22 protein-coding genes and 1 tRNA gene are annotated in these 24076 nt (G+C 34.8%); 14 read left to right on the plus strand and 9 right to left on the minus strand.

Annotated elements, in window-relative coordinates:
* The first annotated feature begins 87 nt into the window (after positions 1-87).
* Positions 88-606, plus strand: a complete 519-nt coding sequence (locus tag PERMA_RS01200; protein WP_012676237.1) for a hypothetical protein — start codon at positions 88-90, stop codon at positions 604-606.
* A gap of 24 nt (positions 607-630) precedes the next feature.
* Here PERMA_RS01200 and PERMA_RS01205 read toward each other — a convergent pair whose 3' ends face one another.
* From PERMA_RS01205 to PERMA_RS01245, 9 genes are all read right to left on the minus strand, one after another.
* Entirely contained in the window at positions 631-1059 is a 429-nt protein-coding gene (locus PERMA_RS01205) for a type II toxin-antitoxin system VapC family toxin (protein ID WP_041530853.1), read from the minus strand.
* Positions 1049-1312: a ribbon-helix-helix protein, CopG family gene (locus PERMA_RS01210; protein ID WP_015898999.1), complete on the minus strand. Its 264-nt coding sequence runs from the start codon at positions 1310-1312 to the stop codon at positions 1049-1051. Before PERMA_RS01210 ends, PERMA_RS01205 begins: the two co-directional genes overlap by 11 nt.
* A 374-nt stretch (positions 1313-1686) precedes the next feature.
* On the minus strand, positions 1687-2187 hold the full coding sequence (locus PERMA_RS01215) for a phospholipase D-like domain-containing protein (RefSeq protein ID WP_012675445.1): 501 nt from the start codon (positions 2185-2187) through the stop codon (positions 1687-1689).
* Positions 2188-2192: 5 nt separating this feature from the next.
* Positions 2193-4049 (minus strand): DrmB family protein, encoded by a 1857-nt coding sequence (gene drmB, locus PERMA_RS01220; protein ID WP_012676253.1) that lies wholly within the window; start codon positions 4047-4049, stop codon positions 2193-2195.
* Between the two features lie 17 nt (positions 4050-4066).
* Complete coding sequence (gene drmA, locus PERMA_RS01225) at positions 4067-8026, minus strand: DISARM system helicase DrmA (protein ID WP_012675700.1); 3960 nt, start codon at positions 8024-8026, stop codon at positions 4067-4069.
* Positions 8027-8028: 2 nt separating this feature from the next.
* The gene (locus tag PERMA_RS01230) at positions 8029-8715 is read right to left on the minus strand and encodes an HhH-GPD family protein (protein WP_012676581.1); all 687 of its coding nucleotides are present in this window, start codon (positions 8713-8715) and stop codon (positions 8029-8031) included.
* Positions 8712-9635 (minus strand): DNA cytosine methyltransferase, encoded by a 924-nt coding sequence (locus PERMA_RS01235; RefSeq protein WP_012676941.1) that lies wholly within the window; start codon positions 9633-9635, stop codon positions 8712-8714. Before PERMA_RS01235 ends, PERMA_RS01230 begins: the two co-directional genes overlap by 4 nt.
* A 154-nt stretch (positions 9636-9789) precedes the next feature.
* Positions 9790-10266, minus strand: a complete 477-nt coding sequence (locus PERMA_RS10680; RefSeq protein ID WP_148206392.1) for a PD-(D/E)XK nuclease family protein — start codon at positions 10264-10266, stop codon at positions 9790-9792.
* A gap of 271 nt (positions 10267-10537) precedes the next feature.
* Positions 10538-10624, minus strand: a tRNA-Leu gene (locus PERMA_RS01245).
* A 171-nt stretch (positions 10625-10795) separates the two neighbouring features.
* Between PERMA_RS01245 and PERMA_RS01250 the strand changes: the two genes are divergently transcribed.
* From PERMA_RS01250 to PERMA_RS01310, 13 genes are all read left to right on the plus strand, one after another.
* Positions 10796-11935 (plus strand): FIST signal transduction protein, encoded by a 1140-nt coding sequence (locus tag PERMA_RS01250; RefSeq protein WP_012675719.1) that lies wholly within the window; start codon positions 10796-10798, stop codon positions 11933-11935.
* Entirely contained in the window at positions 11932-13314 is a 1383-nt protein-coding gene (locus tag PERMA_RS01255) for a GGDEF and EAL domain-containing protein (RefSeq protein WP_015898871.1), read from the plus strand. Before PERMA_RS01250 ends, PERMA_RS01255 begins: the two co-directional genes overlap by 4 nt.
* An 11-nt stretch (positions 13315-13325) precedes the next feature.
* The gene (locus tag PERMA_RS01260) at positions 13326-14111 is read left to right on the plus strand and encodes an ABC transporter ATP-binding protein (RefSeq protein ID WP_012676175.1); all 786 of its coding nucleotides are present in this window, start codon (positions 13326-13328) and stop codon (positions 14109-14111) included.
* Positions 14112-14179: 68 nt separating this feature from the next.
* Positions 14180-15250, plus strand: a complete 1071-nt coding sequence (gene thrC / locus PERMA_RS01265) for a threonine synthase (RefSeq protein WP_012676942.1) — start codon at positions 14180-14182, stop codon at positions 15248-15250.
* A complete protein-coding gene (locus PERMA_RS01270) occupies positions 15247-16191 on the plus strand; it encodes a ketopantoate reductase family protein (protein WP_012675455.1) in 945 nt (314 codons plus the stop codon). Before thrC ends, PERMA_RS01270 begins: the two co-directional genes overlap by 4 nt.
* Before the next feature lie 58 nt (positions 16192-16249).
* On the plus strand, positions 16250-17035 hold the full coding sequence (rph, locus tag PERMA_RS01275) for a ribonuclease PH (RefSeq protein ID WP_012676856.1): 786 nt from the start codon (positions 16250-16252) through the stop codon (positions 17033-17035).
* Complete coding sequence (locus tag PERMA_RS01280; RefSeq protein WP_012676514.1) at positions 17035-18333, plus strand: adenylosuccinate synthase; 1299 nt, start codon at positions 17035-17037, stop codon at positions 18331-18333. Before rph ends, PERMA_RS01280 begins: the two co-directional genes overlap by 1 nt.
* A gap of 2 nt (positions 18334-18335) precedes the next feature.
* On the plus strand, positions 18336-18599 hold the full coding sequence (locus PERMA_RS01285; protein ID WP_012675642.1) for a hypothetical protein: 264 nt from the start codon (positions 18336-18338) through the stop codon (positions 18597-18599).
* Positions 18596-20179 (plus strand): hypothetical protein, encoded by a 1584-nt coding sequence (locus PERMA_RS01290; RefSeq protein ID WP_148206393.1) that lies wholly within the window; start codon positions 18596-18598, stop codon positions 20177-20179. The genes PERMA_RS01285 and PERMA_RS01290 overlap by 4 nt, the downstream gene beginning before the upstream one ends.
* Positions 20176-20553, plus strand: coding sequence for a HEPN domain-containing protein (locus tag PERMA_RS01295; RefSeq protein WP_015898960.1), 378 nt, complete (start codon positions 20176-20178; stop codon positions 20551-20553). Before PERMA_RS01290 ends, PERMA_RS01295 begins: the two co-directional genes overlap by 4 nt.
* On the plus strand, positions 20550-22136 hold the full coding sequence (locus tag PERMA_RS01300) for a bifunctional ADP-dependent NAD(P)H-hydrate dehydratase/NAD(P)H-hydrate epimerase (protein ID WP_012676463.1): 1587 nt from the start codon (positions 20550-20552) through the stop codon (positions 22134-22136). Before PERMA_RS01295 ends, PERMA_RS01300 begins: the two co-directional genes overlap by 4 nt.
* Positions 22137-22173: 37 nt before the next feature.
* The gene (locus PERMA_RS01305) at positions 22174-23550 is read left to right on the plus strand and encodes a class II fructose-bisphosphate aldolase (RefSeq protein ID WP_012676805.1); all 1377 of its coding nucleotides are present in this window, start codon (positions 22174-22176) and stop codon (positions 23548-23550) included.
* A 5-nt stretch (positions 23551-23555) separates the two neighbouring features.
* Positions 23556-24065 (plus strand): 6-carboxyhexanoate--CoA ligase, encoded by a 510-nt coding sequence (locus PERMA_RS01310; protein ID WP_012676594.1) that lies wholly within the window; start codon positions 23556-23558, stop codon positions 24063-24065.
* The last annotated feature ends 11 nt before the right edge of the window (positions 24066-24076 follow it).

Here is a 24076-nt window from a genome sequence, read left to right on the forward strand (position 1 = left end):
CCTGTAAGACTGTTGGGGTGCATTCTTGCAAGCAAATATTAAATTTATATTTTACACGACTTTTATTAGATATAGGAGTTGAAACTTATGTATCTTGAGGATATTCATGGAAAACCTCGTGTTATGGTAGACCCTTACTTTTATCACATAGAAAAATTCACTGATGGTTTTCATATAGTTTATTACAGATTTCAGATATGCGATATGTTTATAAAAATCGGTGATATTGGTGATCAGTATAAAGATTTTTTTAAGGAGATTCTAGATCTTATCGATGGTAACAAACCATCTGGGACAAAAGAATTTAGCATGTATGATTGGGATACGGGAGATATTTCTGAGTTTTATATGACAATAACGCGACTTCAAAATATTTATTATGTCGAAGCGAAAATAAGATATCTTGAGATTTTTGATCGTGACGGTGAAAAGAACGAAAAAATTTACGGTTTAGTGGATGAAAACCTATTTGATGATTTTTTATACAAGAATCACGAACCTGGATATATAGTAAAGTTTTATACCTCAGCAGAACAGCTAAGAAAATTTGCAAATGGTATCTTAGATAAGCTGGATAAACTGTACAAAAATCCTTTTATCTGGTAAGTGGTAAAGCTTTTATTATTAATTTCACATCAATTTTTCTACAAAATCTTTTGTATTTATCTTCTTTATATCTGGTGAATAAAAATCATCATCGTTGGATAAGATTAAATCACATTCATTTTCTTTTGCTAAAACATATTGGAGTGTATCTTCTAAGTCTTTAAAGTTTTTATCTTCTTGCATTAAATCTATAGCTTTTTGGGTTTCTTCATTTGAAAATGGTATTAAGTATAGCAAATCCAAAGTATATGAAAGATTTTCTAAGGCTTTTTGTTTGTTATATTTTCTCAATACATAATACACAGTGGTTATCAAATCACAACTTGTCAAAAGCTCTACATTATTTTTTTGTAAATAGAAAAAGGATTCCTTAGAATATTCGCTGTAAGGACGGTCTTTTAAAAACAGGTCTAAAATAATATTGGCGTCTACAAATACCTTTTTATAGTTCACTCCCCATCTGCTCCTTGATTTTTTGTATGGTGATATTTGGATCTATTCCTTCAAAGTATTTCCTATTTTCAATAATCCTTTTTAGAGCTTCTAACTTCTTCTTTTTTTCTATTTCTTTATATACTTCGTTTATCAGTTCTTCTATTAGCTCACTTTGAGATTTTTTCTCTATTTTTGCAAGCTCTTTTAGTTTTTCTTCTGCTTCTTTGGAAAGGGTAATATTCTTTCTAACTTTTCTGCTTTTAACATTCATAACTGATCACCTTTTTATTTAGATTTTAATTATTAATTAAATATACAGATAAATTTATACATAAAGTTTTTTGTGTCAATTTAAGTTGAAGCCTGATAATCCTTTGGGAACAAAAAAAGTTTTTATGTGTTTTTGAAAATCGCACTTAAGAGGGTTTGAAAACCCTTTTATAAGTGGTGCGAGAGGCGGGAATCGAACCCGCACGGCCTTTCGGCCAAGGGATTTTAAGTCCTCTTATTCCTGTCTGTAAAATCCTTAAATGATAAGGGCTTTCTATTTTTACCATCTCGAAGTCCGCCCATTGTCCCCTTTACCTGTATACATTGATTTGTTTACGATTATATAAATTGTATCATTGTTTTATAAATATCTGCTTATAAATTACTTAAGTTGTTTTCATTTGATAGCATTCTTATAAGCCTTTTGGCCAATTTCTTTAATGTCCAAGCTTTTTCTCCCTCTATATATACAGCAATTTCATGATTCTGAACAAGTCCTCCTCCGCTTATATTTGCTGAGCCAAGAATAGCTCTTTTCCCATCAGAAACTATTAATTTAGCATGTAATGGATTTCTGTCAGAATAAAAATAAAGATTAAAATTTTCATATTTTTGCAATCTGTTGAGGATATCTGTTGTTTTTGTGCTGTGTTGGATAGATCCTTCTATAACAAAATTTACTTGAACACTATTTTTAAGTAGATTCTCAAGTTTATTCCAGAAATTTTCCGGTTTTGCCGATATTGTATACATGATAATAAAAAGCTCATGTGCAGTATTGTCTAGCATTTCAAGTAACTTACTTTCAACACTTACAACACCTTCTTCGATAAAAACATAACCTGAAGAAAGTATCTGGATCTTATCTTTAGGCATATCCTTTATAGCCAGTCTTTCAATAAATTTATGTTTTCATTAAATAAATTCCTGTCTAACCATAGATTTCTGTGATCACAAGATGTCTCTGAAATAGCCGTACAGGAATAACAGGAAGCTCCAGCATATTTACCAATATTAAATTTGTTTTCAGTGCATACAGGATCATTAGAACAGGAATGAGAAATATTTATAACATTATTAAAGATTTTTTTCATTCTTTTTTCCTCCACAAGAGAAACCAGCCCTCCTAATGCCCCTCCTTCATCCTCTGTTGCGGTATAAAGAACTACACCTCCCGAAGGATTATCTGTGTTTATATCAGTTATATAAATTTTTTCTCTTATGGATGTGGCTGGATATCCGGAATATAGAGAAAGAACTTTTATTAAAAGATGAGCAAATGTATGAAGGAATACGAAGGTGGGATGTAATTCATACTTTTCTTCTTTTATTTTAAACAAAAATTCCTGATTATACATATTTCTATTTTTAAAAGCTTTTAACCATGATTGGAAAGTATCGGTTTCTTCATTCAATTTGATTTTATGAAAATCCAAAAATATACCTTCCCCATTTATCATTATTGAAGGAAAGTAATAAGTACCATCTTCTCCTGTTTTATGGATAAGTACAGGTTTTCCTTTACTTATATCAAGTCTTCTATAAGCCACCTGTGTCTCCACAACTGTGAGTATATCTATGGGTGTTACTGATAAGAACTTTTTAGAAATTGTTTTTGTCGAATTTATCTCCAGATATTTTCTTCCTGTCTCTGGTAAATCTTCCAGCTTACCTGTAATAGCACCTTCATGTAAATTTCTATATTCCATATCAATTATATCTCTATAGGAGTATTCTTTTTTTTCTAATTTTTTTACTTCTTCAAGATACTTTTTTAAAGCAAGAATATCACTTTCATTTTTCTTAAGCTTATTATATTCTTCTTCTGATATATTTTTTGCTTCCCTAGCATTTTTAAGGATATTACGGAATTTTGCTTTGAGATTATCATAGGATAATAGCCCCTCTTCATAAAATTCTATTGTTGTCAAGATTTCAACTGACATAGCAATGTTTGAAGCCAGAATACTTCCTATTTCATTTGAACGAGGCCATACCATAAATATGGATTCAATTTCGGGAATCCTGAGATTAGAAGCCATACGAAGAGATACAGTTGCATTTTCTGAACAGTCTTCTTCAAACCTCTCAGAAGACCTTGGTCTTTCTTTTTCTGGAAATCGACCAGTACATTTTAATTTTCTATTATATAAATCACTGAGTTTAATATACCTTTTGCATTCTTCACATATTATTTTGGTTTCTGAGGTGCCTGTTCCGGGACCCTCCCATCTAAAGTATGTCCTACTACATCTGGTAGGTTTATTATTTTTATATATTGTATGAACTTCCATATCCCACTGAATATCATCAAGATGCCCATTTTCACATACCTGAATAAATCTTACTGGAGAGGATTTTGTTGGATAATCCCCCCTGCAACGGGGACAATCTTTCTGACTTCTGTAATCATATTTCCATAAAATTCTGTGCTCAGGACATAAATACCATTTCTGGAAGTTTTTTGCAGAAAATTTTATGTTTTTTTCTTCACTGGAAAAAGGCAACTCAAAAATTCTAACCCTCAAATCTTTTAAATCCATTCTGTTCTCATATTTTTTTATTATGGATTTGAGATAGCTTTCTAAAATAGGATCTTTAATAAGATAACCTCTCTGTAAAAAATCACGAGGTTCACTTCCTGTATCAAATGATAAAATAATTGCAGGTGTTCTTGGGGTTTCTATTATTGCTCCCGGTCCATATGTTCTTATAAACTGAGACCTTCTAATTTCCATTATTTTAATTCCTCCATTTAATATGGATGTATTTCAATATTAACTGTATCTTCAATGTTTCTTAGGGAGTTTGGAACACGACGATAAACTACAAAATCTTCCGATAATTTTTCGTGTTCCAGATCTCCAAGAACAACTGGATTTTTAACTTTGAAGTATTCTGTAAAAAGTAGATTTCTGTTAATTCTTGCAACTCTTTTCCATTTATCAAGCCCCTGATATCTATCCTTTATTATGGATTCTAACTCGGAACTATCTATTTTTCGTATTTCTGCTTTTTGGCATTCATTTCTTTTCTGCAAAATGTTCGCTGCTCTGTTAAAATCACTTTGAATTTCCGGATTATGATGCCAGTTTTTCATTTGTATGGGAGATTCATTAGATATCCAGTTTATTTTCATATTTCGCGAGTTTCTCATTATACCGACTATTACTGGCCCATTTCCACGGTAAACTGCACCTTTGGAGAATGGAAACACAGAAACCTCTTCTACATATCTATACAATGCTAAATGATACCCTGCAAAAAATTCATAATGACTTATATCACGTGGTCTGGTTGATCTATAAAATGTAATTACAAGAGCTGTATTTTTCCTTCCAACACGTCCAGTGGCCTGAATATATGTTGCAGTTGTTTTAGGTTGCCCATTCATTATCATAAACCTTAAATGTGGAATATCTACACCTGTACCAAATACTGATGTAGTAATTATAAAATGTGGGTTTATTTTTTCTTTTTCTAGCTGTTCTATTAATAGGGATATTTCATCTGAATCCATGCGGGACGACAATTCAAGTATATCTGTCTTTTCTGGAAGTTTACCTTTAAAACCAAGATCTTTTGTAAGTCTTTCACTTATATCCTGTTCAAGAATTCTTCTACCACCTGCGAGTTCTCTTACTGCGTTGTAATACCCAACCATAGGATTATTTCCCTGGGTTAATTGATCTGTCATCCACAATCTTGCATACAGCCTTACCTGTGGAGTTAAAGGACCTTTTCCTGGAGACATAACGCCAATATAAATTTTTCCAGGAACATACTCATTAGAAAGTATATTATCCAGAGAAGGAGTTTCTATTCTGGAGAAAAAGTTATCTTCTATATTCAATCCAACAGGTGGAAACTGAAATGCTTCTCTTAAGAACAATGCATCTGTCTGATATCCTGCATGTTTTATCGTTGCTGTAGATGCTATATACTTTAATTTTTTTCCTTCACTATTTTCTTTACATAATTCTTCTATTATTGTTTCATAAAGTCCGACCAGAGATCCCAAAGGTCCTTCTATAAGATGTAATTCATCCTGAATTACAAGTTCTGGTGGTTCTGGTTTATTAACTGGTATACCATACTTGGTAATATCTTTCAGATCTCTTCTTGCAGAATATATAGCATCTTCTCTAAAAAAACCATATAAAGAGCTGTAAAAATCAATATTCCCAAATATAGAGGCAGTGGCAGGTTCAAATGGTAATCTCGCAAACTTATCTACAGTGGATATTATTATGGATGGAAGTTTTGAATATATTTGTTCATCCACAAAATACGCAGGAACTGGTATAAAATTCTTCATCCAAGAAAATTCTTCAAATTCAGAAGTATCAAATATGCTTATAAAATTATCTTTTGAAGGAACAAGTTCATGCCATTCATAATTATGATTATTAAGTGGACAATCTATATTTGGACAAAGTATTGTAAAATCTATATAGATTGAACCAGTTTTACCCCATGGAAAATACCCCGGTTTATCTGGAGATAATGATAAAAGTTCCATCTCATATCCAAGTGTATTTATGTTTGACTGTAAATCTTCCCATATTTCTATAACATCATCTGGTTTAAGCTCCCCTGTTAATATATATATTTTCATAAAGTAAATTTCATCCTCTGTATCAACTTTTCTTATTTCTAATGGTTCAAAATCGTAACTTTCATTTTCTGCTATGAGAGTTTTCAGCGGTTCAAGAACATCTTCGTTTATATTATTTCCTGAAAAACTGTGTAATCTCACAATAAAATTCAACTCAATTCCGTTATCTTCAGTTAAAATACCCTCTTCCGGTATAGAAAGATATTCTCCACACACAGGACATCTAGAAATAAGAGCTACATTTTGAGATCTCTTCAGGTTATAAACTTCATTCTTATCTCTTTTATCATCACTGCCTGATAGTTTATAAATAGTATCATTTTTTTTAAGTAAATCAATGGCTCCATAAAACTTTTTTCCACCTCTTCCTGTAGTTGTATGTAACTTATTTGGAGTTATTGCTCCTCCAACCCATAAACCTGCAGAAAATCTATACTTCTCCCACACATAATCATCTTTTACTTTTTCTTCAGCCCATCCAGGTAACCATCCTTTATTGCCAGATTTATTAGGAAAAATTCTGAGATATTCGCAGGCAAGTATAGTTTTTAGAGTCCTAGTGAATTGCTGAACAGTTAACAGTCTCAATGTATACCTCGATATTATTGCTGTCCCATATCCTGTGTCCTTTTTAGTTCTTCTTCTATAGGCGAGTAGAAAAGCAGATATGGCAAGATAAGATTCTGTTTTTCCTCCACCTGTAGGTACCCACAGAATATCAATATAATTTCTGTCAGGAGAATCTGGATTAACAATAGACTCCATAGTCATGAGGAAAAAAGCAAGCTGAAAAGGTCTCCACTTAAATTCCTTTTTTCCTGCCCAGTCTTTCTGGACAACAGAAATTACTTTGTTTGCGAAATTAAAACATAGAAGAACTTCTTCTTTTTCTTTTAGCAGATTAATTCCCTTTTCTATTCGGTCATATACGATCTCATGCTTATTTATAATTTTCTCAGCAAGTGATGGATTTGATGTATGAGAAATTTCTTCTTTCTTTCGTAATATCCAATTCTTATATTTATTCAAAAATGTACTGAAATAGTTATCTATCTCATCAGGTTGGATTTCTGATAAAACTTCCGGATCAAAATTTATGCCTTTAATATCAAAGTCCGGTATACCCTGTGGTATAACAGGTAAAAATTCTGTCCTTAAATCACATTCAAGAAATTTTTTGTATTTTTTCTCATCTTTATTTTTTATTGTCTTACCATCCACCCACATAAAATCAAATTTATCTGGATTTTCCTGTAATGGATCTATTTCTTTCCATATAGCAGCGCACATACTGCCTTTTGCAGGGAAAAGAGTATTACTTTCCAAATATGGAAATTCATATAACTTTTCTTCTTCATCTATTCCAGTTTCCACTGCCCTTGAGTATGAACCTGACAGTTTTCCTTTCTTAATCTTTACTCTTATTTGAGGCTGAAAAATAAGATATTCTGTTGGAGGATTTATAAGATCTTCATATTCCCGTGGTACTTCTGTTTCGTTTATAAGATAAACTGAAATGAAGTATTTATTCTTACTTTTTAATCTTTTTTCTATTTTTAATCTTAACTTATTTTCATATTTTTTTTCACCAATGATAATCTCTTCTTCGGGAATTTCAAATTCTTCTTCGTCTTTTTCAAGTTTTATATCTTCTTGTACATAAGAGAAACTCTTCCTTATCCATTTTTTTCTTTCTTCTTCGTTTTCATCAGATTTATTACTTTCTTCAATTTTAAAATATTTGCCCCATGTAACGCATAAGTCAAGTTCTATTGTTTCTTTTGATTCTACCGAAAAGTTTATTCCTATACTGACAGGAAGTTTTCGTGGATTAAGAACAGGATTAAGGAGTTCTGAAGATACAGGTTCTATATCAGGAGAAACCTCTACATCTTCTTCATCAAGTTTATCCAATATAATTTCATCTTCTATAAATGCGCTTTTACCGTCAATTTTTACTGCATGCTTTGAAGAAGAAAGAATTCCTGTAATGAATTCATTTGCTGGATTTTGCGTTTCCAGAATCTCTTCCGGGTCAAAATTTCGTGGTCCCAGTGCATCTCTGTAAATATCCTTTATATAGTCAAGCAATGCCATGGCTACCTCCCCTGATTTTTATAAATACAACAAAAATTCCTTAATGGGCACTTATCGCAGTCTGGATCTTTGGGTTTACATACAAGTGCCGCGAAATCAATAAGAGCATAGTAAAAAACTCTTGGGTCGTTCTTATATATCAAGCAGTAAATATAATTACGAAACAATCTGCTTCTCCTTGAAGAATCAGTTATTTTCAGACAGAACAATCTTCCGGTCACGCGAACAATATTTGAGTCAAGAAGAGGTAATGGATTGTTCAGTGTAAAAATAATAACTGCTGCTGCTATATAGTCTCCTATTCCTGGTAAGGATTTTAATTCTTTATGATTGAGTGGAATATTACCTCCATATTTTTCTCTCAGTATTAAAATCATCTTATTGAATAATTCCTGCCTCCATTTTAGTCCAAGTGATTGCAGTAAGGGTGAAATCTCTTCTTTTTTCGCTTTTAGAAGGCTTCTTATATCTGGAAATTTATCAATAAAATCTTTATAGACTTTTTCAACCTGTGAAGAATTAGTTCTGTGCAAGAAAATCTCAGCTATTAATACTTTGTATGGATCCTTTTCAAATCTCCAGGGATAAATTCTTTTATGATCTTCCCACCATGAAAATAGTTTTTCATGAAAATGTTTAACATCAAAGTCATCTAACAAAGCTTTACAATTTACACTTGTTTTTTTCATCTCAACAATATTGTTTTTAATAGTCCCCCGATAAGGTAAGAAAAATCCGGACTTACTGCATCAGCAATCATCTGATATCTCATACCTTTTCCCATTCCTTCAGGAAATGCAAAATCATCCTTAAATCCGAAAATTGCTTCTGCCTCTCTTATGGATATTGTTCTTTTAGGTCCCCCATTATTAAATCCGGGATGCAGAATATAAGTTTTCATGATATTTCCAAAAGATGGAGAAGGCTTATTCCAGTCGAGAATATACCAGCCGAATTTCCCGGTTTCATATTTATCCAGATATTTATCTATTGTTTTGAGATTAGGCCATTCATGATCTGGAACTTCTTTTTCTTCTTTGTTTCTGTATTTTTCTATAACATGTTTTACAGTTTTTGGAGAATTTTTTGATCCAATAAGAAGTTTTTCAAATTGCTTCCGTGCACTTTTATCTTTATAAAACCCAAAAGCAAAATATCTTTCCCTTGCTATTGCAGCTCCAAAGTCTGAATACTTGATTTTAGTTTCATATATACTGTAGCCATGAGCTCTGAGTTTCCTGATAAATTTTCTTAAAGTTTTATCTTTTCCTACAGGGACAACATTCTCAAACACAAAAACTGCCGGTTTGATTTCTAGGACATGTAAAAAATATTTTTCCATTAGAACAAAATCCTCATGAGAGGATCCTCGCTTCTTTAAATTGAGCGTGGACCAGGGTTTACAGGGGGAACCTCCGACTATAATATCTGGATTTTCATCAAAAATAAAGTCATTTTTCAAATCTTTTATGATAGCTTTACCAATGCAATTTTTCTCAAAAATTTTTTCTACCCATTTATTTATGTCAACACCAGTAATTTCATAGCCAGCTTTAGATAATCCATAGGAAAATCCACCCATCCCACAAAAAAGATCAAGTACTTTCATCAGTATAGACCTTTTATCCCTTATGTATTATTTTATTTATCGGCTTAAATTTTATAACAAAAACAGGTTCCTCGTGAAGGGAACCTGTTAAGAGTTTTACTTTCTCTCACAAACTGCAGTCCTTATCACTTCAGCAACAATTAATACGGCTACTTCAAGAGCTATAAGCAGAGTTTTCGTGTTCAATGCTTACACCTCCTTTGTTATTTACTGGACAGCAGTGTTTGTAAAAGCAGTATTTGCACTGCCATTCTTTTACATCCAGAGTTTCTTTGTCCAGAAGGTTTAGTGTTTCCATATCTTGCTGTGATAATGTATAAATGAGGTTTACTTTGGCTTTAAGGATTTTGATATCCTCATCAGTTAGCTGGACGGGATATTCGTAAATCTCTCCTGTTGATTTTTCTATGTAAACTATCAAACCTTTTTCTTTTCTAAGCAAATACATATATCCTGTTAGCTGAAATATATGATGGGGATACGGCAGAACTTCAGCTTTCTTTAATGTCCACGGTGATATTGTTTTAAATTCACTTACGGTATTATCAATAACTCCGTCAGGATGTCCAACAATTTTAAGTTCGTGGTCGTATATTTCCTGCTCTACATATTCGAGCTTATCTCTCAGTATACCTGCATATTAAGATAAATTCTGTTTCCAAATTTTAAAAACAAAGCTAAACATTTGAAATGCCTGTCTTTTTCACGGCTTACCTCATTCAAGACAGGTAAAGGGGGACTTTAAAATGTCCACCAGAAATACATACCGAATTCCAGAGAACCTGATTTTATGAGGTTTTGCCGAAGTGGATTTGTCCCCCGTATGTCCACCAGATTGAGAGGTTTTTGATGAATTTTGAAAAATTGTCTTTAAGAGGATTTTCTGAAAATCCTTTTATAAGTGGTGCGAGAGGCGGGAATCGAACCCGCACGGCCTTTCGGCCAAGGGATTTTAAGTCCCTCGCGTCTGCCAGTTCCGCCACTCTCGCAGAAATGAAATCCTGAGGATAAATATTATATGTAAATTATCCCTAGATGACAACTATGACAAAATGTAGTTAATACATTAAATTAATTAAGGTGATCTTTTTTCCGAATAGTTCAGGAAAAATTATAAAAACTAAAAACAAAGGATAAACAGTTTGAAGGTTAAAGTCTTTTTGGAAAAAGATATCAAAAAAGCGAAGGAGATAGTATCAAAAACAGCCAGTGAGATGAATCCTGACCTTTTTATATTTTTTGCCCCTTACAGATTTTTTGAATCAGGATCTTTGTTTAATCTGTCTGAAGATACGAACTGTATAGGTATATCAACAGTTGCTGTTGTTAAAGATGATCAGATAGAGTATAACGCCTTTGGTGGGATTTTTATAAGTTTTGAAAAAACTGGAAGATGTAATCTCAGGCAGATAGACAGTATATCAGCCGATCTTGAAGGATCTATTAATTTTTTAGAAAAAAATCTGATTCCGGAGGAAAGAGGAACAAATCTCATATTCTCAACCTCTTCTAATCTTCAGGTTAATAAGGTTCTAAACAGGGTTTTCAAAAACAGAAATAGAGATATAAGGCTATATGGCGGTATAGCATCTTCAGATGCACCGGATTTCAGAACATATATATCTGTGAACGGGCAACTTTTGAAGGATGGTTTTGTGATACTGAATCTTGAAAATGTGATATCTTTCAACACAATATCACTTGGTTTTATCCCTGTTGGAACTACCTATACTGTAACAAAGGCAAGAGATAATAAGATATACTCGCTTGATGATATGCCTGTTGTTTATTTTTTAAACAACATACTTAAAAATACAGGTATAAAGCCACAGGATCTTGATCCTGTAAAAACATCTGAGGTTCTGTGGGAGTTTCCATTTCTCTTTATTGAAGACTCAGGTTATATAAGTCATCTTCTTGTTCCTATGTGTTTTGATAATGAGGATGAGTCATTTATGTTTTACGGCGAAGTTTTAGAAGGCAGTAAGATAAAGCTTTCAACTGGAGACAGTGAAGATATACTTATGGATGTTAAGATTCGTTCTGAAGAGTTTGGAAATATCATAAATGTCAGAAGTTTAAAACCTGATTTTGTACTTAATATAACATGCACAGCAAGAAACTATATTCTTCTTGGTGATAACATGGAGAGTAAAGAACAGGAGATATATTACGAAAAAATAAAAGAGATACCTTTCGCAGGTTTCCTCACATTTGGTGAGATCGGTCCTGACAGAATGGGAAAGGCAGGAAAGTTTTATAATGAAACATCCATACTGGTAGGGTTTGTTGAGAGATGAATTATAAGATAAAGGAGAGAATACTAAAGAATCTACTTGTTGAGATAACAAAAAAATACGATTATATGATCAATGAGTATAAGGCAAAGGACAGTCAGTCTGAAGAAAAACTGCTTACAGATTACCTGACATCACTCTTAAACAGAGACGGTTTTAAAAAAACACTTTTAGAGCTTTCAAAACTTTCCTCTCTTGAAGAAAAAAGTATAGCTGTGATAACACTTGATCTTGATAACTTTAAGATAATAAATACCTCATACGGTTATGAGATAGGAGATCTCTTTCTTAAAGAAATTGGAAAACTTTTAAAAAGTATAAGCAGATCTAACTGGACTGTTGCAAGGATAGGTGGAGATGAGTTCGGTATAGCTATATACGGGATAAAGTTTAATGAGATACTGTTTGAGGTTGAGAGAATAAAAAGCAGAATTGAAAATTTTAGATTTAAGGTTGGAGACAGTTACTTAAGCACTACAGTATCTGTAGGTGTCTCTATATACTCTCCGGATTCTGATACTGACATACTTTCGGTTTTGAATAAGGCTGAGGTCAGTACATACCAGTCAAAAACAAAGGGAAAAAATATAGCAACATTCTCATCAGAGGATATACAGGAAAAGCTTAAAGATCTTGAAGAGAAGAAAAATATAATAGTACATGCGATTAATAATAAAGATGCTATAAAGGTTTATGTTCAGCCAATCGTTTCTCTTAAGAAAAACGAGATTATAGGTGGGGAGCTTCTTCTCAGGATTGAGTACAGGGGAAAGATAATTCCTGCCGTTGATTTTATAGAGTCGTCTATATTCTTTGGTCTACTTCCAAAACTTGAAAAGATACAGCTTGATAAATTCCTTACATCTGGGAGTATAAAAAAATTAAGAGGAAGGTATATTTTCATAAACAGACACATTAAAGCAGGACAGCTGAAAAATATTAAATCTCTGATAGATGAGCTCTCCTATCATAAGAAGGAGATATCGGGTATAAACTTTGTTATTGAGATCACTGAAAACTCATTTGTTGAGAACTTCTCCTATCTTAAAGATATAGTTCATTATGCTAAAAAGAGGGATATACTCTTTGCTGTTGATGATTTTGGTGCAGGATTTGCCTCTTTTGGTTATGTTTCAAAGGTTCCTATAGACATTATAAAGATTGATGGATCTATTATAAATGAGTGCATAAGCGATAAAAAGCATCAGGCTATAGTAAAAGCGATATCAATACTTTCTAGAGAGCTTGATATGAAAACTGTTGCAGAGTTTATTGACAGTATTGACAAACTTAAAAAATGCACTGTTTTTGATATTGATTACGGTCAGGGATTTTATTTCAACAGGCCTTTAGAGTTAGAAGATTTCTTAAAACTCCTGTAAAATAAGTCTTTATGAAAAGAAAGATAATCGTCCAGAATCTTACAAAAAAATTTGGAGAAAGAGAGGTTTTAAAAAATATCTCCTTTGATGTTAAAGAGGGGGAGATATTTGTTATTATGGGGGGAAGTGGGAGCGGTAAAAGTACTACTATAAAACATATAATAGGGCTTTTAAAACCAACATCTGGAAAGATAATCGTTGATGATACAGATATAACAGCTCTTTCTGATAGAGAGTTAATAGAGTTCAGAAAGAGAATGGGTTATCTGTTTCAGGAAGGGGCATTGTTTGACAGTCTTACAGTGTGGGAAAATGTAGGATTTTACTTCCTTGAGAACACAAAGATGCCTGTAAAAGATATAAGAAAGATAGCTGTAGAAAAACTGTCACTTGTTGGTCTTAAAGGTATAGAGGATCTTTATCCTTCACAGCTTTCAGGTGGTATGAGGAAAAGGGTTTCACTTGCAAGGGCGATATCAACTGATCCTGAGATAATCCTTTATGACGAGCCCACATCAGGACTTGATCCTGTAACAAGTGCTATGATAGATAATCTTATAGTTCACCTAAGAGATAAGATAGGAGTTACATCAATAGTTGTTACACACGATCTTGACAGCGCTTTCAGTATTGCGGACAGGATAGCTATGATTCATAAAGGTGTTATATATGCTGTGGGAACACCTGATGAGATAAAAAATCATCCTGATCCTGTTGTTCAGCAGTTTATAAATAGAAAAGCTGAAGGACCTATAACAGAGGAACTTTTCAAGGAACTAAAACTCTCAAAATCATAATATATTCTGATCTATATCAATGAGAATGATATAATATTCTGTCAAACACATACAGGAGGAATTTTCTTTTGGACAACTGTAAATGGAGAGGGATAATCACCGCATACAGAGAATTTTTACCTGTAACCGATAAAACCCCTGTTGTAACACTGTACGAAGGAAACACACCACTCATAGATGCTCCAAACCTCTCAAAAAAGATAGCTCCTGACAAGGATCTTAAGATATATCTGAAGTATGAAGGACTTAACCCAACAGGATCATTTAAAGATCGTGGAATGACGATGGCCATATCAAAGGCTAAAGAGTCTGGAAAGACAGCCGTTATATGTGCATCAACAGGAAACACATCTGCATCTGCAGCTGCCTATGCTGCAAGGGCTGGTATGGATGCTTATGTAATACTTCCTAAGGGTGCCGTTGCCCTTGGAAAACTCTCTCAGGCTATGGTTTACGGTGCAAAGATTATAGCCCTGATGGGAAATTTTGACGATGCTCTGAGTATAGTGAGAGAGATTGGGGAAAAGTATCCTGTAGAGGTTGTTAACTCTGTAAATCCTTACAGGATTGAAGGACAGAAAACAGCAAGTTTTGAGATTATAGATGCTCTTGGTGATGCTCCAGACTACCACTTTATACCTGTGGGAAATGCAGGAAATATAACAGCTTACTGGAAAGGTTACAAAGAGTATAAAGAGGCAGGCAGATCAACAAAACTTCCAAGAATGATAGGATGGCAGGCTGAAGGTGCTGCTCCTATAGTGAAAGGTTTTCCCATAAAGAATCCACAGACGATTGCAACAGCGATAAAGATAGGAAATCCTTACAGCTGGCAGCCTGCACTTCAGGCGGCAAAGGAGAGCAACGGCTTTATTGATGCTGTTTCTGATGAGGAGATACTTGAGGCTTACAGACTTGTTGCCTCAACTGAAGGTGTTTTCTGTGAACCTGCATCTGCAGCATCGGTTGCAGGTGTTATAAAGGCATACAGAAAAGGTCTTTTTAAAGGTGGAGAAACTGTAGTGTGTACACTTACGGGTAACGGTCTTAAAGATCCTGACACAGTTATAAAGGCAAGTGAAAAGCCTGTAGAGATGCCACCGGACATAAATGAGATAGCAAGATATTTAGGACTATGAATATAGTAGTATTTGGTCTTGGAGCTGTAGGAACTGTATTTGCAACATTCCTGAAAGAAGCAGGGTATAAAGTTTACGGCATAACAAAGGATAAATATCTGAATGATCTAAAATCATCTGAACTTAGGGTAAAAGGTATATGGGGAGATCATAGAGTAAAGCTTGATGGTATTTTCAGCTCAGTCTCCCCTCTGAAGGATAAAAAGATAGATCTTATAATACTCTCAGTTAAGTCTTACGATACTCAGAATGCTGTAAAAAGCCTTAAGGATATGGTATCGGAGAAAACAAAGGTTATAGTTGCACAGAACGGATACGGTAATTACGAGATCGTCTCAGAAGAGATAGGTAAAGAACATACATTACTTGCAAGGGTTATTTTTGGTTCAAAGATCATAAAACCGGGTTTTGCAGAAGTTACAGTAAATGCGGATGATGTAAGAATAGGAGATCCTTCAGGAACAATACCTGAAGAGGAGATAATAAAGATCGCCTGCATAATAAAAAATGCTGGTATACCAGCATCATACGATCCAGATGTTTATAAGACATTATGGTATAAGATACTTTACAACTGTGCATTAAACCCTCTTGGAGCTCTTTTAAGCTGTAGTTATGGTGATCTTGCAGAGAATGAGGAGACAAGAAAGATTATGAACAGAGTTATAAAAGAGATATTTGAGGTTACAGAGGCACACGGTATAGAACTTAACTACGAAAGCCCTGAGGAGTATATAGAACATTTCTACAAAAATCTTATACCACCTACAAGGAATCATTACCCTTCTATGTACTACGATCTGAAAGCGGGAAAGAAAACTGAGATAGACGCTCTGAATGGGGCTATTGTCAGACTTGCAAGAGAGAAGGATATTTATGTTCCTGTGAATGAGACCATTACAGGTATGATAAAGTTTATTGAGGGAAGATTGAGAGGGTGATTTAAGACCAATTTATGCTAAAATTAAATGTTTGTGAAAATCTTTTTGGAGGAGTATGTTGCGTCCAGATGGAAGGAAACCAACACAGCTCAGACCAGTAAAGATAATCAGAGATTTTAATATATACGCTGAAGGCTCTGTTCTTATTGAGATGGGAAATACTAAGGTTATCATAACAGCATCAATTGAAGAGAAGGTTCCACCATTTTTAAGGGGAACAGGTCAGGGATGGATAACAGCTGAGTATGCGATGCTTCCAAGATCAACAGAAAGCAGAAGTATAAGAGAGGTTGTTAGAGGAGCACCATCAGGAAGAACACAGGAGATACAGAGGCTTATAGGAAGATCTCTCAGAGGTGTTGTTGATCTTAAAAAGCTTGGTGAGAGAACGTTATGGGTTGACTGTGACGTTATACAGGCTGATGGTGGAACAAGGGTTGCATCAATAACTGGAGCTTTTATAGCTGTTGCTGATGCAATGATAAAACTTACAGAATCTGGGAAGGTGAGACAGAATCCATTAAAAGATTATGTTGCAGCAATAAGCACAGGAATAGTTGGAAATGAGGTTGTTCTTGATCTTAACTTTAAAGAGGACTCATCTGCCAAGGTTGATATGAATCTTGTTATGACTGGAAGTGGTAATTTTGTTGAGGTTCAGGCAACAGGCGAGGAGTACTCCTTCACACAGCAGGAGTTTGATAAGATGCTTGAGTATGGAAAGTTAGGTATAAACAAGCTTATACATATACAGAAGAAGTTTATAGAAGGGATGCCTTCTATAGGCCACTGGAAAAGGCTGAGTATTAAAGAGTTCAGTTATACAGATACAGGAGGTAATTAATGAATAAAAGCCTTGTTATACTTGGTTCACAATGGGGCGATGAAGGAAAGGGAAAGATAGTTGATCTATTAGCCCCAGATTATGATTATGTTGTAAGGTATCAGGGGGGAAGTAATGCAGGACATACAGTTATAGTTGGAAACAAAAAGTATGCTCTTCACCTTATACCATCGGGTATTTTACATGAAGGAAAGAAAAATCTGATAACAAACGGTGTTGTTATAGCTCTTGAAGAGCTTATAAATGAGATGGAAAAGGTAAGAGAGGTTGCTGGAGATTTTGAAGGAAAGCTGTACATAAGTGATAGGGCACATATAGTTTTTCCACATCACAAGATACTTGATGGTCTTGCTGAGAGATCAAAAGGTAAAGATAAAGTTGGGACAACACTTAAAGGTATAGGTCCTGCGTATATGTCAAAGTATGCAAGAACAGGAATAAGAATAGCCGATCTTTACGATCCAGCCTACTTCAGACATAGACTTGAAAGCTCTATGAATGAGGCTAAGGAGATAGCTGAAAAGATATACGGTGTATCCTTTGATCTCAGTATAAACAAGATATACTTTGAGACATTAAGGATGTTTGAGAAGATAGAGTATCTTGTTGCGGATACAGCTCTTATGCTTGATAAGGCATTGAGAGAAGGAAAAAGAGTTCTCTTTGAAGGTGCACAGGGAACTATGCTTGATATAGATATGGGAACATACCCTTATGTAACATCTTCAAACTCTTCAGCTTTAGGTCTGAGCAACGGGACAGGTGTTTCACCTAAGCTTATAGGTCAGGCTAAGGTTTACGGTGTTAGTAAGGCTTATGTAACAAGGGTTGGTGCAGGTCCTTTTCCAACAGAGCTCAATGATGGATTTGGTCAGAAGCTGAGGGATGAAGGTCATGAGTATGGAACAACAACAGGAAGACCAAGAAGATGTGGATGGCTTGATCTTGTAGCTCTGAGATTTGCCGCAAGAATAAACGGTATGGACGGAATAATAATAACAAAACTTGATGTTCTTGACCATTTTGAGGAGATAAAGGTTGCTGTTGCCTATGAGTACGAAGGCAAAGAGATAAGGGATTTTCCCGCTTCATTGAAGGTTCTTGAAAAATGCAGACCTGTTTATAAAACACTGAAAGGCTGGCACACAAGTACAAAAGGACTGAAGGATAAAGAGAAACTTCCTGATGAGGCATGGGAGTTTATAAGATTTGTTGAAAAGGAGACAGGAACACCTGTTGTTATGCTTTCAACAGGACCTGAAAGATCTGAGTATATATGGATAAAACAGGAGGGGTAGATGTGAATACTCCTAACGATATTCTGGCAGAAGTTGGGAATATGCATGCCTCTGATATACTTCTGCTTATAATACTTATAATAGGGGCTGGTTTTCTAACATACTTTATACTTCTGAAGATAAATGCAAAAAGGCCACCTGAAAAAAGAAGGTCAAGTATAGCCCTCTTCCTGATATCCCTTAATGTCAGCTTTTTTGTCGTTGTAACATTTTTTGTTTACAAGGTTCTTTTAGCAGGATTAAAATACCTTATGAGTAACGGATGATGGAGATTCTGGATAAACATCTAGAGGATACCTCTAAAGTAGATAAGGTTGTAGAAAGGTCTGTTGATTTCTTAAAAAAAGAGATACAGAGTTTTAGAGATCTTGAAAGCTTTTTAAAGGACAGTGGGAACTTCCTCGTTATAAGAAGAAGCTGTGTTGAGTTTGTAAGAAGAGAGTTCAAAGATCTGAATAAATGGGAGACAAGAAAGGCTGTATCAGAGATATTCAAAAAACTTGATTTTAAGATAGATCAGCAGAACCTTGATAAACTTGTTTTTCTCTTTTTTACAGATGCTGTCTGTGAAACATCGCCTACACCATCCCCTTTAGTTTTTGATTATAACGGAAATATATTTGTAAAGAGGCATTCTATAGCTATTGATTTTGATCTTGTTCCTTTTCTTATGGAAAGTATTGAAAATCTGAACTCTGTTAAAAAACATCAGGCTGTATTCAAGATATATCCGGAGGATCAGCTTGTTACAAAAGGTATATCAAAACATGTCTCAGATCTTAACTTTTTGATACTGGATCTTCTCGAAAAGGTTCTTTATGAGGAGGTTATACCTTTTGATACCGTTGTTATCCATAAAGGTAAAGAGTTAAAACCTGATCTTGATATATTAAAGTTAGGGATTGAGTCTGTTTTTTCTGGTATAACGGAGTATTTCCTTGGGGAAAAGGAGATACTGAAAACAGGAATTTTAAATAAAAAACAGTCCAGTATATTTGTTAAGGTTAAAAATTATGTTATAGACCAGCTTAAAGATAAGGATGAGCTTGAGTATCTTCTTTTCACTTCTGATGCTGATGAGGAAAGCACAGAGGGGAGAATTTTTACAGTTCTTGACTACACAAATCAGAAAAATGTTTTTGAAGAGTCACTGAAAAGGGAGGATGCTACAGTAAATGACAGGATAGAAAGTATTTTCTGGCTTCTTGGTATAGATAATATAAATATCACACTTCTTGTGATGTATTTTGATACAGATGATATTGTTTACTATATACTGGAGCTTTTAAGACAGGCTCAGGATGAGGGATTTCTGACAGAAAGGTTTAAAAGATCAGTAAAGAGTTTCTTAGAAAATCTCTTCCAGTATCCTTACATCTCAAAAGGTTTTATGAACCAGAAAACCCTTGATAAAGCTATGAGGATACTTTTTGAGGATGATAAAAAGCTTATGGCAGACTACAGCTATTACACAAAAAGGTACGACCAGTTTTTAGAGATAACAAAGGATATACAGGATAAAGATCCTTACACACAGCTCAGACAGCTTACAGCGAGATACCTGAAAGGTGATATATCTAAGGAGGATTACAAAAACTGGCTTATACTTATCCCGTCAGGTGAGGCTCACTTTCTTTACAATCTCTTTTCAGACAGTCTTGACAGCCTACCTTACGATAATGAATATAGAATATTAGTTGATATATACAAAAAAGGTGAGTTTGTTGAAGAGGGGAAAGATCCTTCAGAGGAAGAGAAGATCTACACAATGATTTTAAGAGTCCTCGGTGTTTATCCTGAAGAAGAGAGGCTAAAAAAATTATTAAACCTGAGGTATGAGGCATGAGGGAGGATCTTATAACACTTGCTGAAAGGGAGCTGAATGAGGTTGCAACACTTTTAAACGAGTCTTTCTGTGATGACGGTCTTGTTTTTCACCATCTAAGGAATGGGGTTCTTTATCTTTTGAAAGCACTCGCCGAAGAGTACAACCTTGATTATGAAGGTATAGAAAGTATATCCGATCTTGTTGCACTTATTGAGAGAAAAACCACAGTAAAGTTCCCGGAGTATATGCAGTCTATAATTGATCTTGAGGATATAATGGTACCTGATGACTGTACAACTTCAATATGCTACGATCCTGAGATGTATGGAGATATACTTGATGCTGTTGAAAACCTTAAGGAGTTTGTTGAGAAGGAAATAGAAAGCCTATGAAGATACTTAAAGCCTCTGAGATGGCTTATGCAGATGAGAACACGATAAAGCTGACAGGTATCCCCTCACTTGTTCTTATGGAGAATGCTGGAAGAACAGCATCACAGATAATCCTTGAAAGGTATCCTGATAAAAAATATTTTGTTGTTGTTGCAGGAAGTGGGAATAATGGTGGTGATGGTCTTGTAATAGCAAGGTATCTTCTAAGATATAACAGAGATGTTAAGGTTTTTATACTTTCTGACAGCAGGCAGAAGCTCTCACAGGACAATCTAAAAAATTTAGAGATATTTGAGTCCTTTGGTGGTGAGGTATTATTTATAAACAAGGAGAACACAGGTAAGATAAGAAACCCTGTAAAAGAGGCTGATGTAGTCATAGATGCTATATTTGGGACAGGATTCAAACCACCTGTTAAAGGTTTCAGAGAGAAGGTTATACAGATAATAAATAGATATGCTAAAAATGTTGTTGCTGTAGATATACCCTCAGGTCTCTCAACAGATACAGGGAGGATAGAGGGTGTTCATACAAGAGCTGATTTAACAGTAACATTCGCATATCCAAAGCCTGCACACATACTTTATCCTGCCTGTGAGCTGTGTGGTGAGGTTTTTGTTGTTGATATATCTATAGATGATAGCTATCTGAAGGAGATACACAGATATCTGCTTACTTATGAGAGCATAAAGCTTCCAGAGAGGAAGAAAAACAGCCATAAATACACATACGGTCATCTTCTTGTTGTTGGAGGTTCTGTCGGGAAGACAGGAGCTGTTATAATGGCTTCAAGATCAGCTACAGCCTCAGGATCTGGACTTGTTACTGCTGTGGTTCCAGGATCTCTTGATCAGGTGTTTGAGAACGCATTAACTGAGGAGATGACAATACCTGTTGATGATATTGACGGCTATTTTGGAAAAAAGGCTTACAGACAGATAAAAGAGATCATAAAAAATGGTAAGTTTACATCTGTTGTTGCTGGAATGGGAATGTCAGTAACTGAAAACTGTATCTCTGTGATAGATCAGCTTTTAAAGGGGAAGATGCCTCTTGTTATAGATGCTGATGGTATAAACAATCTTGTTCTTGTTGATAACTTTAAGGAAAAACTCAAAAAGAGAAAACATCCCACAGTTTTAACACCCCATATAGGTGAGATGTCAAGGCTTACAGGTCTTAAAACAAAAGAGATACTGGACAGCATGGAAGAAACAGCATTATCCTTCAGTAAGGAGACAGGATCATTTGTTATCCTGAAAGGATCAAGAACTGTAATATCAACACCTGATGGGAAGGTTTATTACTCAATAAAAGGTAATGAAGGGATGGCAACAGCTGGAACGGGGGACATACTTTCTGGCATAACAGGGACTCTTGTTTTCAGGCTTGGAGCAGAGGAAGGGGTAAAAACAGCTGTTTATCTTCACGGTCTTTCAGGGGATCTTGCTGTTAAAGAGACAGGTGTTGAAAGTATGAAAGCAACAGATCTTATAAGATTTATCCCTGAGGCCTACAGAGAGATAAAAAGAATGAAAGAGAGGAAAGATACAGGATTTTACAGAACTCTTTCATCTGTCTGATATAATTTAATATAAATAAAAACAGGAGGGTTGTTTTATGCCGGTTATAGCAAAATCAAAAGAGGAGCTTATAAACATTATTTCTGAAAGTGTATCAGTTGAAGGAGATCTCGTTAATATAAAGGATGAGAAGAAACTTAGAGATAAGACTATAGATGATCTTATCTATACTGCTGTATTCTCAGAGGATGAAGGAACAAAGGAAGAGGCAAAAAGGATAATAAGGGAGACAGCAAACCAGTTTGGAGCTGTGGCAGCATCAATACATGATTTTTATATGGCTATAGGAAGAGGAGAGGTTGATAATCTTACAACACCTGCTGTTAATATAAGGGGGATGACATACGATGTTGCAAGACAGATATTCAGGGTTGCAAATAAACATAATGTTGGTGCGTTTATATTTGAGATAGCAAAGTCAGAGATAGGTTACACATTCCAGAGACCTTCTGAGTATGCTTCTTGTGTTCTCGCAGCAGCTATAAAGGAAGGTTATAAAGGACCTGTTTTTATACAGGGAGATCATTTCCAGTTTAATGCAAAAAAGTATGCAGAAGATCCTGAAAAGGAACTTCAGGCTATAAAAGATCTCACTGAGGAGGCTATTAAGGCAGGCTTTTACAATATAGATATTGATCCTTCAACACTCGTTGATTACTCAAAACCATCACTTAAAGAACAGCAGTACCATAACTATATAAACACAGCAAAGATGACACAGTTTATAAGAGATATAGAACCTGAAGGTGTGACAGTTTCAATAGGAGCTGAGATAGGACATATAGGAGGTAAAAACTCAACTGTTGAGGAGTTTGAGGCTTTTATGGAAGGGTATCTAAGTGAGATACCTGAAGGTATGGCAGGTATATCAAAGATGTCTGTCCAGACAGGAACAGAGCATGGAGGTATCCCTCTCCCTGATGGAACTGTTGCAGAAGTAAAGCTTGATTTTAATGTTCTAAAAGATATAGGAAAGGTTGCAAGGGAGAAGTACGGTCTTGGTGGAACTGTTCAGCATGGTGCATCAACACTCCCTGATGAGCTTTTTGATAAATTCCCTGAGAGTAACTGCTGTGAGATACACCTTGCAACAGGATTTCAGAATATTATGTACGATCTTATCCCTGAAGATTTCAGAAATGAGATATACGAGTATATAAAAGAGAACTTTAAGAATGAGTGGAAGGAAGGACAGACAGAACAGCAGTTTATATACAAAACAAGGAAAAAAGGTTTCGGTCCATTTAAATACCAGTGGTGGACATTAGAAGATCAGTACAAAAATAGAATACTTGAAGCCCTCTATAATAAGTTTGAGTTCCTCTTTGATAAGCTGAATGTGTTTAACACAAAGGAAAGTGTAGAGAAGTATGTAAAACCTGTAAAGATAAGTTATGGATCAGTTAAAGGATAGATAATATGTCGCAGCTTGACAGTCAGATAAATGCTATAAAGGAGATATACAGGGAGATAAAAAAGGCAGGTTCAAGGATACAGCCTGTTGTTGTAGGTAAGTTTGCCCTTACAGTTTACACACAGGGTATGTATCCGGCAGGTAATATCTCCCTTCTCTTCCCTGATCTGAATCTGCTTAAAAAAGTATTAAAGGAGCTCGGATACCAGTCTATGGGAGATTTCTGGGTGAGGGGAGATATAGCTGTTGAGGTGAGCAGAAAGTTTGAGATAATCCCATTTGGAACATTTAACAGGATAGAGGTTGATGGTGAGATCATAAATGTTATCTCAGTTGAGGATCTCCTTATAGATATGATGAATGAGTGTATAGCCGGTGATGAGAATGTGTGTAATCTTATAAAGATGCTTGTAAGATCCTACGGAAAAGCTATAGATTTTCATTATATATTCCAGCATATAAAAAACAAGAAAGCCCTGATAAAGTTCAAAGAGTTTAAAAAGGATCTTAACTGATGGAGGTGAGA

It is taken from the genome of Persephonella marina EX-H1 (assembly GCF_000021565.1).
Classification (GTDB): Bacteria; Aquificota; Aquificia; order Aquificales; family Hydrogenothermaceae; genus Persephonella; species Persephonella marina.

Coding starts and splice junctions, on each gene's coding strand:
- PERMA_RS01200 (WP_012676237.1), top strand. CDS start 88: ATGTATCTTGAGGATATTCATGGAAAACCTCGTGTTATGGTAGACCCT.
- PERMA_RS01210 (WP_015898999.1), bottom strand. CDS start 1,312: ATGAATGTTAAAAGCAGAAAAGTTAGAAAGAATATTACCCTTTCCAAA.
- PERMA_RS01215 (WP_012675445.1), bottom strand. CDS start 2,187: ATGCCTAAAGATAAGATCCAGATACTTTCTTCAGGTTATGTTTTTATC.
- drmB (WP_012676253.1), bottom strand. CDS start 4,049: ATGGAAATTAGAAGGTCTCAGTTTATAAGAACATATGGACCGGGAGCA.
- drmA (WP_012675700.1), bottom strand. CDS start 8,026: ATGGCATTGCTTGACTATATAAAGGATATTTACAGAGATGCACTGGGA.
- PERMA_RS01230 (WP_012676581.1), bottom strand. CDS start 8,715: ATGAAAAAAACAAGTGTAAATTGTAAAGCTTTGTTAGATGACTTTGAT.
- PERMA_RS01235 (WP_012676941.1), bottom strand. CDS start 9,635: ATGAAAGTACTTGATCTTTTTTGTGGGATGGGTGGATTTTCCTATGGA.
- PERMA_RS01255 (WP_015898871.1), top strand. CDS start 11,932: ATGAATTATAAGATAAAGGAGAGAATACTAAAGAATCTACTTGTTGAG.
- PERMA_RS01260 (WP_012676175.1), top strand. CDS start 13,326: ATGAAAAGAAAGATAATCGTCCAGAATCTTACAAAAAAATTTGGAGAA.
- PERMA_RS01270 (WP_012675455.1), top strand. CDS start 15,247: ATGAATATAGTAGTATTTGGTCTTGGAGCTGTAGGAACTGTATTTGCA.
- PERMA_RS01280 (WP_012676514.1), top strand. CDS start 17,035: ATGAATAAAAGCCTTGTTATACTTGGTTCACAATGGGGCGATGAAGGA.
- PERMA_RS01290 (WP_148206393.1), top strand. CDS start 18,596: ATGATGGAGATTCTGGATAAACATCTAGAGGATACCTCTAAAGTAGAT.
- PERMA_RS01295 (WP_015898960.1), top strand. CDS start 20,176: ATGAGGGAGGATCTTATAACACTTGCTGAAAGGGAGCTGAATGAGGTT.
- PERMA_RS01300 (WP_012676463.1), top strand. CDS start 20,550: ATGAAGATACTTAAAGCCTCTGAGATGGCTTATGCAGATGAGAACACG.
- PERMA_RS01305 (WP_012676805.1), top strand. CDS start 22,174: ATGCCGGTTATAGCAAAATCAAAAGAGGAGCTTATAAACATTATTTCT.
- PERMA_RS01310 (WP_012676594.1), top strand. CDS start 23,556: ATGTCGCAGCTTGACAGTCAGATAAATGCTATAAAGGAGATATACAGG.